The sequence below is a fragment of the Janibacter sp. FSL W8-0316 genome (assembly GCF_038004165.1).
Taxonomy (GTDB): domain Bacteria; phylum Actinomycetota; class Actinomycetes; order Actinomycetales; family Dermatophilaceae; genus Janibacter; species Janibacter indicus.
Window position 1 is genome coordinate 343,621 of record NZ_JBBOQX010000001.1, and the last position, 14,729, is coordinate 358,349.

A 14,729-nucleotide genomic window follows, 5' to 3' on the forward strand; every position below is an offset into this window, starting at 1 on the left:
TATGGAGATCGACACCCAGGTCCCCCACGAGGTGGAGGCCGAGGAGAACGTCTTCATCCCCCTTCGCGACGGGCACCGGGTCGCCGCCCGGGTGTGGCGGCCGGTGGGAGAGGTGGGGCCGCTGCCGGCGGTCCTGGAGTACATCCCCTACCGCAAGAGGGACCTCACCCGAGGTCGCGACTCCGTCAACCATCCCTACCTCGCCGCCCACGGGTACGTCTGCCTGCGGGTGGACCTGCGGGGGAGCGGTGACTCCGACGGCGTCATCGTCGACGAGTACCGCGAGCAGGAGCTCTCCGACGCCGAGGACGTCATCGCCTGGGCCGCGGAGCAGGACTGGTGCGACGGCAACGTCGGGATGATGGGGATCTCGTGGGGCGGGTTCAACAGCCTGCAGGTCGCCGCACGGCAGCCCCCTGCGCTCAAGGCGATCGTCAGCGCGTCGGCGACGGAGGACCTCTACGTCGACAACATGCACTACATGGGCGGCTGCCTGCTCGGCGACAATCTGTCCGAGGCGACGGTGATGCTCGCCTTCAACAGCCTGCCGCCGGACCCCGAGATCGTCGGTGACGCGTGGCGCGAGATGTGGCTCGAGCGCCTCCGGGGCAGTGGCCTGTGGCTCGACACCTGGCTGAGCCACCAGCGCCGCGACGAGTACTGGCGTCCCGCCTCGGTGAGTGAGGACTACGCCTCGATCCGGTGCCCTGTCATGGCCGTCGGAGGATGGGCGGACGGCTACACCAACGCGATCTTCCGCCTCCTCGAGCACCTCGAGGTGCCCTGCCACGGGCTCATCGGCCCGTGGGGCCACAAGTACCCGCACCTGGGCGTCCCGGGTCCGGAGATCGGGTTCCTCCAAGAGCTCGTGCGGTGGTGGGACCATTGGCTCAAGGGGCGCGACACCGGTCTGGACGACGAGCCGGCGCTGCGGGCGTGGATGCAGGAGAGCGTCCCGCCGCGCGCGTCGTACGAGGAGCGGCCCGGTCGCTGGGTCGCCGAGGAGACCTGGCCGTCGCCACGGATCACCGAGTGCGAGCTGCGGCTCACCCGGGCGAGCCTCGCCCAGGGCGACCAGGGCGAAGGGGATGGCACCCCCCTCACGCTGCGGTCACCGCTGAGCGTCGGCATGTTCGCCGGGAAGTGGGCCTCGTACGCCGCCGTGCCCGACCTGCCGTACGACCAGCGCGAGGAGGACGGGGGCGCCCTCGTGTGGGAGGGGGCGCCGCTCGAGGAGGTGACCGAGGTCTTCGGGCTGCCGCGACTGGACGTCTCGCTCTCGGCGGACCAACCGGTCGCCCAGATCGCGGTGCGTCTGTCCGACGTCGCGCCCACGGGTGAGGCGACGCGGATCACCTACGGGGTGCTCAACCTGACCCACCGCAGCTCGAGCAGCAGCCCCGAGCCGCTCGTGCCGGGTCAGCGCTACGACGTGCAGGTCCAGCTCAACGGCGTGGCCCACTCCTTCCCGGCCGGGCACCGGCTGCGGTTGTCGATCTCGACGTCGTACTGGCCGCTCGTGTGGCCGGCGCCGCGCTCGGCAGAGCTGACGATCCACCCGGCCGACAGCGTCCTGCGGGTGCCGATCAGGCCGCGGCAGGACGACGACGGGAGGGCATCCCCCTTCCACGAGCCGGTCATGGCGCCGGAGCTGGAGACGACGGTCCTCGAGCCGAGCGAGCACGACTGGCGGGTCACCAGGGACCTGGCCACGGACGTCTCGACGCTCGAGATCGTCAACGACCAGGGCGCCTTCCGCATCGAGGAGACCGGCACGGTCGTGCGCAGGTCGACGACGGAGTGGTACTCCTTCCGCTGGGACGACGTGACGTCCGTGCGCGGAGAGACCCGGACGGTGCGCCGTCTCGAGCGAGGGGACTGGCGCACCGAGGTCGTGACGAGCACGGTCCTGACGTGCACCGAGGACGACTTCGTCATCCGGGCCGACCTCGACGCCTACGAGCTGGACGAGGCGCGCGGCCACCGACGCGTGCACGCCGAGAGCTGGGACCGGGTCATCCCCCGGGACCTCGTCTGAGACGAAGGAGCCATCATGACCTCCCTGTGGCGGGCCTCGCGCCCGCAGATCACCTCGGACGACCCGCCGGAGCGGTGCGACGACGTGGTCGTCGGCGCCGGCATCACCGGGCTCGTGACCGCGCTCCTGCTCGCCCGCGCGGGGCGCCAGGTGGTCGTCCTCGAGGCGCGCGACGTCGGGGCGGTGACGACCGGCCACAGCACCGCCAAGGTGTCCGTGCTGCAGGGCACCCGGTGGTCGCGGCTGCTGCGCGACCAGTCGGAGGAGGTCGTCGGTGCCCACGTCGAGGGCAACCGCGAGGGGCGCGACTGGCTGCTGCGCTACTGCGAGGAGCGCGATGTGCCCTACCAGGTGCGTCCTGCCGTGACCTACGCACCGGACCGTGGTCAGGGCCTCGAGCGGGCGCGCGAGGAGCTCGACGCCGCCTCACGCCTCGGCCTGCCCGTGCACTGGGCGCGCGACCTGCCGGTGCCCTTCGAGCACGCCGGGGGAGTCGTCCTCGACGACCAGGCGCAGCTCGATCCCATGGACCTGCTCACCGCGCTCGTCGAGGACCTGCGCGCCCACGGAGGGCGGGTCGTCACGGGCGCCCGTGTCACCGGCGTGGGTTCGCCGCTGCGGCCGGTCGTGCGGCACACCCGTGGTCGGACCCGGTGCGCGCACATCGTCCTCGCGACGGGCACGCCGGTGCTGGACCGCGGTGGCTACTTCGCCAAGGTGAGCGCCTCGCGCTCCTACGCGATCGCGCACGAGCACCCCGACCCGCCGCAGCTGATGCTCATCTCCGCCGACGGGCCGACCCGGTCGGTGCGCGACGCCCCCGGGTCGCTCCTGCTCGTCGGCGGTGAGGGCCACCCGGTCGGCCGGACCCGCTCCGAGGCCGAGCACCTCGAGCGCCTGCGCGCCTGGACCGCCGTGCACTTCCCCGATGCCGTCGAGACCCACGCGTGGTCGGCCCAGGACTACCGCTCGCACGACGGCCTTCCCTTCGTCGGCCGCATGCCGCGCGGCCTCGGCCACGTGCACGTCGCGACCGGCTACGACAAGTGGGGGATGACCGGCGGCGTCGCCGCTGCCCTCGACATCAGCGCGGACATCCTCGGCGGCAGCATGTCGTGGTCGCGACCGGTCCACCGGCGCATCACCCGTCCGCGCGCCGCCGCGCGCATCGTCGGCATGAACGCACGCGTCGGTCTCGACCTGCTCTCGGGTGCCGCGGGGGTGGCGGTGCGCCCCCTTCGCCCCACTCGTCCGCCCGAAGGCGAAGGGGAGGTCGGACGCGACGGGATCGTCCCCGTCGCCCGGGCCACGATCGAGGGTCGCACGTGCGCGGTCTCGGCACTGTGCACGCACCTGGGCGGGGTCGTCGAGTGGAACGACGCGGAGCGGACCTGGGACTGCCCGCTGCACGGGTCGCGCTTTGCGGCGACGGGCGAGGTGCTCGAGGGGCCGGCGTCACGTCCGCTGGCGCAACGGCGCATACCGGGGGAGCCGCAGGGGTAGGCGCAGAGCCCCCTTCGTCCCCGAGGAGAGATCTGAGCACCTCCAACAAGCCCCACGACGACATCCCCGTCCCCGGCTCGCCGGGCTCTGGCACACCGACCGTCGAGGAGCCGACGCAACCCCGCGAGCCGCTGAAGCCGTCGCCCGACCAGCGACCCGTGGCCCCCCTCTCCCCGACGGGTCGACCGAGCGGCGCCGAGGGAGATCGGGCCCAGAGCGGCGCCCACCTCACCACCGCCCAGGGCGCCCGGCTGCGCGTCACCGACCACTCCCTCACGGCCGGTGAACGCGGCCCGACCCTCCTGCAGGACCACCACCTGCGCGAGAAGATCACCCACTTCGACCACGAGCGCATCCCGGAGCGCGTGGTCCATGCCCGCGGCGCGGCAGCGCACGGCACGTTCACCGGGTACGGCACGGCGAAGGGAATCTGCCGCGCGGCCTTCCTCGGGGACGGAGTCGAGACGCCGGTCTTCACCCGGTTCTCCACCGTGGTCGGCTCCCGGGGTTCCGCCGACGCGGTCCGGGACACGCGGGGCTTCGCGACGAAGTTCTACACGAGCGAGGGCACCTTCGACCTCGTCGGCAACAACTTCCCCGTGTTCTTCATCCAGGACGCCATCAAGTTCCCCGACATCGTCCACGCGGCCAAGCCGCACCCGGACCGCGAGATCCCCCAGGCCCAGAGCGCCCACGACACCTTCTGGGACTTCGTCTCGTTGCACACCGAGGCCCAGCACCAAGCGATCTGGCAGATGTCGGACCGGGCGATCCCGCGCTCCTTCCGGATGATGGAGGGCTTCGGTGTCCACACCTTCCGGCTCGTCGACGAGGACGGTGGCACCAGCTTGGTGAAGTTCCACTGGAAGCCCAGGCTCGGCGTGCACTCGCTCGTGTGGGACGAGGCACAGCTCGTCAACGGCGCCGACCCGGACTTCCACCGGCGCGACCTCGCGGACGCCATCGAGTCCGGCGCGTACCCGGAGTGGGAGCTCGGCATCCAGGTCATGCCCGACACACCCGAGCAGACCTTCGAGGGCATCGACCTGCTCGACCCGACGAAGCTCGTGCCCGAGGAGCTGGCGCCGGTCCAACCGATCGGTCGGCTGCGTCTCGACGCCAACCCCACGAACTACTTCGCGGAGACCGAGCAGGTGGCCTTCCACCCCGGCCACCTGGTGCCCGGCATCGACGTCACCGACGACCCGCTGCTGCAGGGCCGGCTCTTCTCCTACCTCGACACGCAGATCAGCCGGCTCGGCGGCCCGAACTTCGGGCAGATCCCCATCAACCGGCCGCACGCGGAGGTCAACGACATGCTGCGTGACGGCATGCACCAGACCGGGGACCATACCGGCGTCGCCCCGTACCGACCGAACTCGCTGGACGGTGGGTGCCCCTTCCACGCGGGGACGCAGGACGGTGCGCTCATCGAGGTGCCGCAGCCGGTGTCCGGGCCGAAGTCGCGAGCTGCGGCGGCCTCCTTCGACGACCACTTCAGCCAACCGCGCCTGTTCTGGCTCAGCCTCTCGCCCACCGAGCAGGGCCACGTCGTCTCCGCCTACACCTTCGAGCTGGGGCGCTGCTACGAGCAGGCCGTGCGTGAGCGGCAGGTGGCTGCGCTGGCGCAGATCGACGCCGACCTCGCGCAGCGCGTCGCGCAGGGCCTCGGTCTGGAGACGCCGCAGCGGCAGGACCTGCCGCAGCTGGAGCCGAGTCCGGCGCTGTCGCAGCTGGGCGGGGTGTGGCCGGTCGACGGCCGGACGGTGGGGATCGTCGTCGACGAGGACACGGACCTCGACGAGCTCGCCGAGCTGCGCAGGTCGGTCCACGAGAGCGGCCTCGTGCCGCTGGTCATCGCACCCGTCGGGGGAGTCCTCGGCTCCGGTGACGACGCCGTGCCCGTGCAGCGCACGCTCCTCACGGCCCGCTCGGTCGAGTTCGACGCCGTGCTCCTCGCGGGAGCCCCGGCCGCGACGAGCGACCCGCAGTCGGGCGCGGACGCCCGTGCCTTCGACCCCTCCGGTGGGTCGGCGAGCACGGCGATCGACCCGCGCTCCAGCTGCTCGTCGCCGAGGCATTCCGCCACGGCAAGGCCATCGGTGCCTGGGGTCGGGGCAGCGACGCCCTCGCGGCCCTGGCCACCGGCAGTGCTCCCGGGGTCGTCGTGGGCGAGGACGCCGACGGCGTCCTGGGCGAGGTCCTCGAGCTGCTCGGCGGTCACCGTGCGTGGGAGCGCCTCACCCCGCAGGACTGACCAGTGCGTCCACCGACGAGGTCCTCACCCCTGCGGGCGGGTGAGGACCTCGTCGAGGATGTTGATGATGCTGCGCGTGCTGTTGATCAGCGCCCCGTACACCGGCCACTCGACCTCCGGCAGGTCCTCACGGGACGTCTGCTGGGTCAGGGAGTGCAGCCGTGGCTGCAGGCTCTGGCAGCCCGGCCTGCGGGTCGGCCACCCGCTCCCCGAGGTCGCACAGCAGCTGCGTCCACATCTCGCAGAAGTCCTCGTCCCACCGCGCGGGCTCGAGCGGCGATTGCTGCACGGTGCGGGCGATCGCCCGAGCCTGGGCGATGCCCTCGTCGATGCTCAGCAGCAGGGTCTCGTACGCGACGGGGTCCAGCTGACGGGAGCGGCGGCGGGGGTTGCCGCGGCGGGCCTCCCGGGTGTGCCGCAACAACTCCCGGGCACGCCCGATCCGGTCCTCCGCGCGATGGGAGCGGCGGAGCCAGGCGAGCGGGTCGACCTCGCCGTCGCCGCGCAGGGCATCGGCCATGTCGCGCAGCAGCTCCCCGAGCTGTGCGCGCACGGCGTCGACCTCCCGGCGGGCGAGGCGGTCGTCGAGCGGGGCGAGCACGACGAAGTTGACGATGACGCCGAGGGCGATGCTCACGCCGGTGCAGATGACGCGGTCGAGCAGGGCCACCCCGAGGGCCGCCGGCGACTGCCCCACGAACTCGACGGCCAGGTAGGCGAGCACGATGCCGGCGAGCGACGCGAGCACGACCTGGCCGCCCCGGGTGAAGGAGCGGTAGACCGTGGCGTGCACGGTGAGCATCGCCGTCCACGGAGCCATGAACGACTCGGTCAACCCGAGCAGGTGCGCTGCGACGTACCACGCGAGCACGGCAGCGAGCACGGCGTTGAGGATCTGGACGAGGTCGGAGCGGGTGCGCGGGGAGCGCAGGGGCGGGACGAGCGAGGTGGCACGCGCGCGGGCGCGGTCGCGCCACTCGTCACGAGGGACGGTGACGTCGGTTGCGGGCATTGCTCTCCCTTCGGCCAGCGTCCACCTACCCGACGCGGCAGGTCCCATGCCGCCCCCGGGGCGTTGACGGCGTGGCGGAGGCCAGGGGTTTTGTCGAAGCACCCCGGGGGTAGTCCGGCGGCATGAAGGCACTCGTCCTGAACTGCACCCTCAAGGCCTCTCCGGAGCCGTCGAACACGCAGGCGCTCGCCGACGTGGTGATCTCGGCGCTGGAGGAGCATGGCGTGGACGTGGGCGTCCACCGGGTCGTCGACCACTCCATCCCGTACGGCGTGTCGACGGACATGGGCAGCGGGGACGAGTGGCCGGCGATCCATGCCGAGGTCGTCGCCAGCGACATCCTCGTCATCGCGACACCCACGTGGCTCGGCCAGCCGTCGAGTGTGTCCAAGGTGGTGCTCGAGCGTCTCGACGCGATGATCTCCGAGACCCACGACGACGGCACCCCGGTGGCCTACAACAAGGTCGCCGGTGTCGTCGTCACCGGCAACGAGGACGGCGCGCACCACGTCATCGCCGAGGTGGCCGGGGCGCTCGGTGACATCGGCTTCACCGTGCCCGGTCAGGCGTGGACCTACTGGAACATGGGTCCCGGACCCGGTCCTTCGTACACCGAGACCGACCACAAGCACGACTGGTCGGCGAAGACCGGCCGCACGATGGCCTCGAACCTCGTGGCGGTCGCCCGGGCGCTGCGCGTGCAGCCCATCCCCGCCCCGCCCGGCTGACGGCCGCGGGGACGCCGTCAGGAGCTGCGCAGCGTGATGCCGTCGACGACCCCTTGGGCCACGTCGTGCAGCTTGGTGTTGGTGTCGTTGGAGTGGCGACGCAGCACCTCGAAGGCCCGACCCATCGTCAGGCCGTAGCGCTCCATGAGGATGCCCTGCGCGGCCCCGATGAGCAGACGATTGCCCAGGGCGCTGCGCAGCCCGGAGATCTCCCGGGCCTGCAGCAGGGCGACCGAGGCCAGACGGGCGTAGACGACCGACTCCTCGAGGGCGTCGTCGTCGAAGCCATCGACCCGTGACGAGTACATGTTGAGGCAGGCGAGGTACGGATCCTCGATCGCCAGCCGCACGCTGAGCGACGAGCGGACGCCCTGCTCGGCGGCGCCCGAGCTCCACCGGGGCCAGCGCTGGTCGGTGTCCGTGTCCGGCACGGAGGCGATCTCGTGCTCCCTGACCACCGACAGGCAGGGGCCCTCGTCGAGGTCGAACTGCAGGTCGTCGACGGCCCTGGCCCGCGGATCGGTGGTGGCCGCGACCTGCACGGTCTTGCGGTCGCGCACGAAGACGCTGCACATGTCGCACCCGGGCACGTTGGCGACCGCCTGGTCGACGACCTGCTGCAGGGTGTAGCTCTCGTCCGGCTCCGTCGACAGCTGTTCGACGATGTGCGCCAGGTCGGCATCCTTCACGCGCTCACGACTCCTCTGGTGGTGCGGACATGCTCCATCATGGCGTCATACCCGCTCCGGTCGGGAGGATGCCTATCCCTCGGACCAGTGGCGGCGCTGACGCAGCTCCTCGGGTGCGGTCAGGCCCCGGCCCGGACGGACCGCAGGTGCCGAGCGGAGCGCCGCACGCGAGGTCGGGACGAGCAGACGCCCGGTGACCTCGATCGACATCCGCAACGGGATGGCGCGATGACGGGGGAGCGGGCCGACCAGTCGCACGACGAGCCAGTCCGGGGGGCCGCCCCGTGCGTCCGCGAGGACGTCGCTGACGCGCCCGAGCAGGGTCCCGTCGGCCGCGTGCACCTCGCGGCCGAGGTAGCGCTCCAAGGCTTCACACGTCTTCCGGTCACGCGTGGTCACGGCTGAGCTCACCCCCTGTCTCGGTTCGGCTGCAGGCCAGATCGTCACTGTCGCCCCTACCCTCACGGGCAAGCGGGCATGCCCCGCTCGGCGCAGGTGATGCGCCGATGTGTTGCGTGTCGTCCGACGCGGTGGTTGGCTTGGGGTGCACGACGTCGGCTCGAGACCGTGGCTGGCCCATTGCTCCATGAGAGTGAGGCCGCCGCATGTCCATCACCCACACCGGTACCGAAGAATCCACCGGATCGTACGGGGAGCGTGACCGTCGGACCACCGATCTGCTGGCCCAGGCACGCGCCGAGTCCGACCCCGCCCATGCCGCACGGCTGCGCGAGCGCGCCGTCATGGCCAACGAGGGCCTCGCCGTCGGTCTGGCCACCCGCTTCGCCGGCCGGGGCATCGACCTCGACGACCTCGTCCAGGTCGCGATGCTCGGCCTGGTCCTCGCCGCCCGGCGCTACGACCCCGAGAGGGGCAGTGGCTTCAGCGCCTTCGCCGCCCCGACGATCACCGGGGAGCTCAAGCGCCACTTCCGCGACCACGGGTGGGCGGTGCGTCCGCCGCGCGGTCTGCAGGAGATGCACCACCGCGTGCGGGAGACCACCACCAGCCTGCAGCAGCGCCTGAAACGCGACCCGTCGGTGGACGAGATCGCCGAGGAGGGTGGCGTCACGCCGGAGGACGTCCGCCGGGCCCGCGCGGCCGGAGACCGGTACCGCTCGACCTCGCTGGACCAGCCCGTCCACGACGACGCCGCGGCGACGCTCGGCGACACCCTCGACGACGGGCGGGAGGACCCCTTCGACCGGTCGGTCACGCTCATCTCGCTGCGCGCCGCGATGGCCGACCTCGACGAGCGCGACCGCCGCATCATCAGCCTGCGCTTCGGGCAGGACCTCACCCAGCGGCAGATCGGGGAGCGCATCGGCGTCAGCCAGATGCAGGTCTCGCGGCTCATCACTGGGATCTGCCAGCGACTGCGCACACGCCTCGAGGGCTGACCCGGCTTGACCGTGCGACGCCGCGTGCATCCCCGCGACAACGGGGGGTAGGGGAGCGGCATGGATCGTGGCGACGTCGTCGAGGAGGTGCCCACGGCGCGCGTGGCGCTCCCCACGCGGTGGCAGGAGCGCGAGGCTCTCCTCAGGCGCGTCGGCGTCGGTGTGCTGTGCCTCGTCCTCATCGCCGCTGCAGCGGGACTCTTCGGCCCCGGGGACCGGGACGAGGACGGCCGGAGCCGGGGACCTGACGGTCACCTACCCGACCGTTACCCGCCCGGGCCTCGACAGCAGGATCGTGGTCACCATCCCGCCGGGTCGCGACTCGTCTCGGCACGTCGTCCGGATCGACCGGACCGTCCTCGACGACCTGGGCATCGAGACCTTCCACCCGCAGCCGTCGGCGACCCGTCGCCGGGGAGGCCAGGTCGAGCTGGAGTTCGAAGGAGCGGGCTCCCGGGCGACGAGGGTCAGCCTCGACGGCCGCGTCCCGACCCAGCTGGGTGCAGGCGCTCGGGACGGGGACATCTCCGCCGTCGTCGACGGCGACGTCCAGACCGTCTCGACACGGACGTGGGTGCTGCCGTGACGACGATCCTCGGCGCGGCCGCCGTCTTCCTCGTCCTGATGGTCGTCCTGCGCGTCATGGGCAAGCGCGAGCTGTCCCAGATGACCGCCTTCGAGCTCGTCATGCTCTTCGTCATCGGGGACATCGTCGGAGAGTCGGTGGTCGCCGAGGACACCTCGCTCGTCGGGGCCCTCATCGCGACCGCGACCTTTGCCGTCCTCACCGTCCTCTTCTCCTGGATCAGCTATCGGTGGGCGCCCGCCCGACCGGTGGTCGACGGGGTGCCGTGCATCGTCCTCATCGACGGCGCGCCGGACGAGCGGGTGATGCGACGCGAGCGGGTCACCGTCGACGACCTGGCCGATGCGGCACGCGCGCAGGGGATCAAGGACCTCGCCGAGATCAGGCTGGGACTGCTCGAGCCCAACGGGTCCTTTTCTTTCTTCGAGCGGTCAGGGCGATGACCCTTGCGGCCTCACCACTGCCAGGTGAAGCCGAAGGCGCCCGGGCCCGCGTCCTCCAGGACGATCGACGCGCGGCGGTCGTCGTCGAGGGTCACGGCCTCACCCAGGACCAGCTGTCCTCCGGGTGGGCACTCGACCCGCGTGATCGCGGCCGGCGCCACCTCGAACTCCACCGACACGACGACCGACCGGGCCGTGTGCGGCGGACCCCAGACGAAGCCGTCGCTGTCGCCCAGGTCGGCGTCCGGTGCCACCTCGTCGATGATCTGGTACGCGTAGGCGTGCATCTCCCCCTTCGCCAGACGGCGGGGGAGACCCACCTCGAAGACGACGACATTGCTGTCGGGGAAGTCCTGTCGGCCCAGCAGGGAGCACCCGAGCAGCGGGACGAAGCGCATGTCCGCCGCGCACGTCGTCTCGTCGCCGCCCTGGACGCTGAAGACCCGCTCGAGGCCGTCCTCGACGGCGGCGATGGAGGTCTGGCACCCGGTGCGGGTGATGCGGCGGTTGGCCGCGACGCTCGTGCGCCACACCTGGCTGATGACGCGGTAGGTGCCCAGCGAGCGGCGGGTCAGGGCGTCGATCTGCTCGAGCTCGCTGAGCCCGGGGTCGAGGAGCTCCTCGAAGGTGATGAGCCGCTCGGTCGCCCAGGCGTGCATGAACTCGGTCTGCTCCTGGGGCGTGAGCTCGAGCGCGACGGCGATCTGCTGCAGCGTGGCGATGTGTGGCGTGAGGATCTCGCCGCGCTCGAGGCCGCGGATCGTGCGCACGCTCACCCCGGAACGCTCGCTGAGGTCGCCCTGGGTCAGACCCTCCTCGCGGCGGACCCGACGCAGCCACGCGCCTCCCCGTGCTGCACGACTCATCCCCCCAGAGTGCATCAGAGTCGGCTCCGGCGCGCGGGCGCGCGCCTCCACGGCGTGCCGAAGGGGGCCGCTGCCGACCTCGGCAGCGGCCCCCTTCGATCGTCTCCCCGGAGCGATGTACTGGTGCGTACCCAACGGTAGGTCTGTGGCCGCGGTGGACTCCAGTGATGGCGGCAAGGTTGCCGCTGGATTGCCGCTTGTGCGGACCGCCACGGGGTAGGAGGGCCATGCCTACTGTGGAGCGCATGGCGCACCCCCTGATGTTCGACGACGACGATCCCCTGCTGGCGCGCGTCCGCGGGCTGGCCCTCGCCCTGCCCGGCAGCGACGAAAAGGTCAGCCACGGGCACCCCGCCTTCTTCACGACCAAGGTCTTCGCCTACTACGGCGGCTCGATCAAGGTCGACGGGCAGTACGAGCAGCACACCACCTCGCTCGTCGTCCAGCCGGACGAGGAGGAGGCCCGGGCGCTCCTGCAGGACCCCCGCTGCTACCGGCCGGCCTACCTCGGGCCGAGCGGGTGGGTCGGTCTCGACCTCGACGACGGCACCGACTGGGACGAGGTCGCCGAGCTGCTCGAGATCTCCTACCGGCGCACCGCCGGCACGCGGCTCGTCGCCCGCCTCGACGCGGAGCGCGGAGCCGACTGACCCGCCGCCTATCCTCGTCGCGTGGAGTTCGCGCGCTTCGGGTCGACGACGTGGTGGGACCCGGTCGAGGTCAGCCACGATCCGGCCGACCTCGAGCGTGGCCGGTGGGCCGTCGTCGTGACCTTCGAGGGCGAGCTGACCGCCGTGCGCTTCGCGCGTCGGGACGAAGGGGGGAGCGCCCCCGGTGACGCGGCCTGCTGGCCGGCGGTCACGGACTGGAGCCCGTCGCTCGACCGAGCCGCCTACGTCGCAGGGGTCGAGGAGGTCCGCCGCCGCATCGCGGCCGGCACGGTCTACCAGGTCAACCTCACGACGGTGCTCTCGGCGCCGCTGCCCGACGACGCCCGCCTGCCCGATCTCGCCGCGCGGCTCGCGGCAGGCAACCCCGCCCCCTTCGCCGGGGTCGTGCACGTGCCCTCCGCCGGCGTCGACGTCGTCACGGCCTCGCCCGAGCGCTACCTGACCCGCACGGGGGACCGGCTCGTGTCGAGCCCGATCAAGGGGACCGCGCCCACGGTCGAGCAGATGCTCACCAAGGACGTCGCGGAGAACGTCATGATCGTCGATCTCGTCCGCAATGACCTGCAGCACGTGTGTGCGCCCGGCAGCGTCGTCGTCGAGCGACTCTGCGGGCCGGAGGCGCACCCCGGGCTGGTCCACCTCGTGAGTGACGTCGCGGGCACCCTGCGGCAGGGGACGACGTGGGCGCAGGTGCTCGGGGCGAGCTTCCCGCCCGGGTCGGTGAGCGGGGCCCCGAAGTCGAGCGCGCTCACCGCCATCGCCGACATCGAGCCGGTGACGCGCGGTCCCTACTGCGGTGCGGTGGGCTGGGTCGACGCCGATCATCCTGACGGTCCACGCGGGGAACTCGCCGTGGGGATCCGCACGTTCTGGACTGCGACGGACCCCGACGGGGTGCGTCGGCTGCGCTTCGGCACCGGGGCGGGCATCACATGGGCATCCGACCCGGAGGGGGAGTGGCGTGAGTGCGAGCTCAAGGCCCGTGTCCTCGTCGGGCTGGCATCTGGAAGAGTGGTGACATGAGCAACGAGGTACGCGCCTGGGTCGACGGGGCGCTCGTCGCGGCGGACCAGCCGGCGCTGGCCGCCCTCGACCACGGGGTCACCGTGGGCGACGGCGCCTTCGAGACGTGCAAGATCGTCGACGGGCAGGTCTTCGCGGCTGACCGGCACTACGCCCGCCTCGACCGCACCCTCGCCGGGCTGGGCCTGCCGCCCGCCGACCGCGGGGTCATCGAGAAGGGTGTCGCCGCGGTCCTCGGGGCCGGCCCCACGATCGGTTTCGGCCGGCTGCGCTACACGGTCACCGCGGGTCTGGGGCCGCTCGGTTCCGACCGGGGCGACAGCGGCATGACCTACATCGTCACCGCGGCGGAGGTTCCCCCCTTCGCCCCCAGCGTGGCGGTGGCCACCGTGCCGTGGACGCGCAACGAGCGCGCCGCGACGGCGGGGCTGAAGACGACCTCCTACGCCGACAACGTCATCGCGCTCGCGCACGCCAAGGCCCAGGGCGCGTCGGAGGCGATCTTCGGCAACAACCGCGGCGAGCTGTGCGAGGCGACCGGCAGCAACATCTTCGTCGTCGTCGACGGCGTGGTGCGCACACCCGCGCTGAGCAGCGCCCCGCTGGCCGGCATCACCCGTGAGCTGACCATCGAATGGGCCCGCGCCGCCGGCATCGAGGTCGTCGAGGAGGCCCTGCCGATGTCCGTCCTCGAGACGTGCGACGAGGTCTTCCTCACCGGCACCACCCGCGACGTGCACCCGGTCCACCGGGTCGACGAGCGTGAGCTGCCGGCGCCCGGCCCCGTGACCACCCGCGTCCAGCAGGCCTGGGCCGCGGCGTCCGCGACCGAGATCAACCCCTGACCGGAGTGGAGACCATGGCGGGGGACGTGGACACGACCAGCGAGACGGCTGGTCAGGGCAAGGACGCATCGGGGGCCCGACGGGCCTACCGTGACGTGCGCCGCGAGCAGCACGCGATCGTGCGTCAGGAGCTGCTGGACCGCTTCGGCGAGGACGGCCGGATCGACGCGCACGAGGACCCGATCCGCTGGCGACGGGCGCTGCGCACCCATCCGGTCATCGGGCCGGTCTACCGGGTCGTCATCGCGACGCTCGGCCTGCTGCTCATCATCGCCGGCATCCCGATGGTCCCGCTCGTGGGGCCGGGGTGGGCGGTGATCTTCGTCGGCCTCTTCCTGTGGAGCACGGAGTTCATCTGGGCCCGTCGCGTGACGCAGTTCGTCATGGCCGAGGTCAAGGCCTTCGAGCAGTACACGCGCGCCCTGCCGTGGAAGGCGAAGATCCCGATGCTGCTGCTCTCGGCGGCCTTCGGCTGGTTCTGCTTCTACCTCGCGCTGCTCATCACGGGCGTCCCCGGATGGCTGCCCCAGCAGGTGCTCGACCTGCTGCTGCAGGTCCCGGGGCTGCACCTGGCCTGACGTCGCTGCCGAGGAGGCCGCCCGCGGCCGTCTCGAAGGGGCGACACGCCGCGGGACCGATTGGCACCGAAGGGAGCCCGCCGGGTACTC

The 14,729-nt window shown here is 72.1% G+C and carries 14 protein-coding genes and 1 pseudogene; 11 read left to right on the forward strand and 4 right to left on the reverse strand.

The genetic code is table 11. The annotated features are described in order from the left end of the window. Position 1: 1 nt before the first annotated feature. The 3 genes and pseudogenes from NYE39_RS01525 (at position 2) to NYE39_RS01535 (ending at position 5,798) form a co-directional block, all read left to right on the forward strand. Positions 2-2,038: a CocE/NonD family hydrolase gene (locus NYE39_RS01525; RefSeq protein ID WP_341011686.1), complete on the forward strand. Its 2,037-nt coding sequence runs from the start codon at positions 2-4 to the stop codon at positions 2,036-2,038. Positions 2,039-2,053: 15 nt separating this feature from the next. After that, positions 2,054-3,541: an FAD-dependent oxidoreductase gene (locus tag NYE39_RS01530; RefSeq protein ID WP_341011687.1), complete on the forward strand. Its 1,488-nt coding sequence runs from the start codon at positions 2,054-2,056 to the stop codon at positions 3,539-3,541. A 32-nt stretch (positions 3,542-3,573) separates the two neighbouring features. After that, positions 3,574-5,798 (forward strand): annotated as a pseudogene (locus NYE39_RS01535) (catalase). Between the two features lie 127 nt (positions 5,799-5,925). Here the strand turns inward: NYE39_RS01535 and NYE39_RS01540 are convergent. Further along, positions 5,926-6,858 (reverse strand): FUSC family protein, encoded by a 933-nt coding sequence (locus NYE39_RS01540; RefSeq protein WP_445667063.1) that lies wholly within the window; start codon positions 6,856-6,858, stop codon positions 5,926-5,928. A 74-nt stretch (positions 6,859-6,932) separates the two neighbouring features. Here NYE39_RS01540 and NYE39_RS01545 point away from each other — a divergent pair, with 74 nt between their 5' ends. Then, a complete protein-coding gene (locus tag NYE39_RS01545) occupies positions 6,933-7,538 on the forward strand; it encodes a flavodoxin family protein (protein WP_341011689.1) in 606 nt (201 codons plus the stop codon). A gap of 17 nt (positions 7,539-7,555) precedes the next feature. Here the strand turns inward: NYE39_RS01545 and NYE39_RS01550 are convergent, their stop codons facing one another. Further along, on the reverse strand, positions 7,556-8,227 hold the full coding sequence (locus NYE39_RS01550) for a GAF and ANTAR domain-containing protein (protein ID WP_341011690.1): 672 nt from the start codon (positions 8,225-8,227) through the stop codon (positions 7,556-7,558). A 72-nt stretch (positions 8,228-8,299) separates the two neighbouring features. Then, the gene (locus NYE39_RS01555) at positions 8,300-8,593 is read right to left on the reverse strand and encodes a PRC-barrel domain-containing protein (RefSeq protein ID WP_162786848.1); all 294 of its coding nucleotides are present in this window, start codon (positions 8,591-8,593) and stop codon (positions 8,300-8,302) included. A gap of 239 nt (positions 8,594-8,832) precedes the next feature. On the opposite strand from NYE39_RS01555, the gene NYE39_RS01560 reads away from it, so the two are divergent. The 3 genes from NYE39_RS01560 (at position 8,833) to NYE39_RS01570 (ending at position 10,656) form a co-directional block, all read left to right on the forward strand. Continuing rightward, on the forward strand, positions 8,833-9,627 hold the full coding sequence (locus NYE39_RS01560; RefSeq protein WP_341011691.1) for a SigB/SigF/SigG family RNA polymerase sigma factor: 795 nt from the start codon (positions 8,833-8,835) through the stop codon (positions 9,625-9,627). A gap of 295 nt (positions 9,628-9,922) precedes the next feature. Continuing rightward, positions 9,923-10,213, forward strand: a complete 291-nt coding sequence (locus tag NYE39_RS01565) for a hypothetical protein (protein ID WP_341011692.1) — start codon at positions 9,923-9,925, stop codon at positions 10,211-10,213. Continuing rightward, positions 10,210-10,656, forward strand: coding sequence for a DUF421 domain-containing protein (locus tag NYE39_RS01570; protein WP_341011693.1), 447 nt, complete (start codon positions 10,210-10,212; stop codon positions 10,654-10,656). Before NYE39_RS01565 ends, NYE39_RS01570 begins: the two co-directional genes overlap by 4 nt. A gap of 11 nt (positions 10,657-10,667) precedes the next feature. On the opposite strand, the gene NYE39_RS01575 is transcribed toward NYE39_RS01570, so the two are convergent. Then, the gene (locus NYE39_RS01575) at positions 10,668-11,522 is read right to left on the reverse strand and encodes a helix-turn-helix domain-containing protein (RefSeq protein WP_341011694.1); all 855 of its coding nucleotides are present in this window, start codon (positions 11,520-11,522) and stop codon (positions 10,668-10,670) included. A gap of 245 nt (positions 11,523-11,767) precedes the next feature. Between NYE39_RS01575 and NYE39_RS01580 the strand changes: the two genes are divergently transcribed. Genes NYE39_RS01580 through NYE39_RS01595 form a run of 4 tightly spaced genes read left to right on the forward strand, consistent with a single transcriptional unit; the run spans position 11,768 to position 14,639 of the window. Next, a complete protein-coding gene (locus NYE39_RS01580) occupies positions 11,768-12,172 on the forward strand; it encodes an MmcQ/YjbR family DNA-binding protein (protein WP_341011695.1) in 405 nt (134 codons plus the stop codon). Positions 12,173-12,193: 21 nt separating this feature from the next. Then, complete coding sequence (locus tag NYE39_RS01585; RefSeq protein WP_341011696.1) at positions 12,194-13,216, forward strand: chorismate-binding protein; 1,023 nt, start codon at positions 12,194-12,196, stop codon at positions 13,214-13,216. Next, the gene (locus NYE39_RS01590; protein ID WP_341011698.1) at positions 13,213-14,061 is read left to right on the forward strand and encodes an aminotransferase class IV; all 849 of its coding nucleotides are present in this window, start codon (positions 13,213-13,215) and stop codon (positions 14,059-14,061) included. Before NYE39_RS01585 ends, NYE39_RS01590 begins: the two co-directional genes overlap by 4 nt. A gap of 26 nt (positions 14,062-14,087) precedes the next feature. Beyond that, on the forward strand, positions 14,088-14,639 hold the full coding sequence (locus NYE39_RS01595; protein WP_341011699.1) for a PGPGW domain-containing protein: 552 nt from the start codon (positions 14,088-14,090) through the stop codon (positions 14,637-14,639). Positions 14,640-14,729 lie beyond the last annotated feature (90 nt).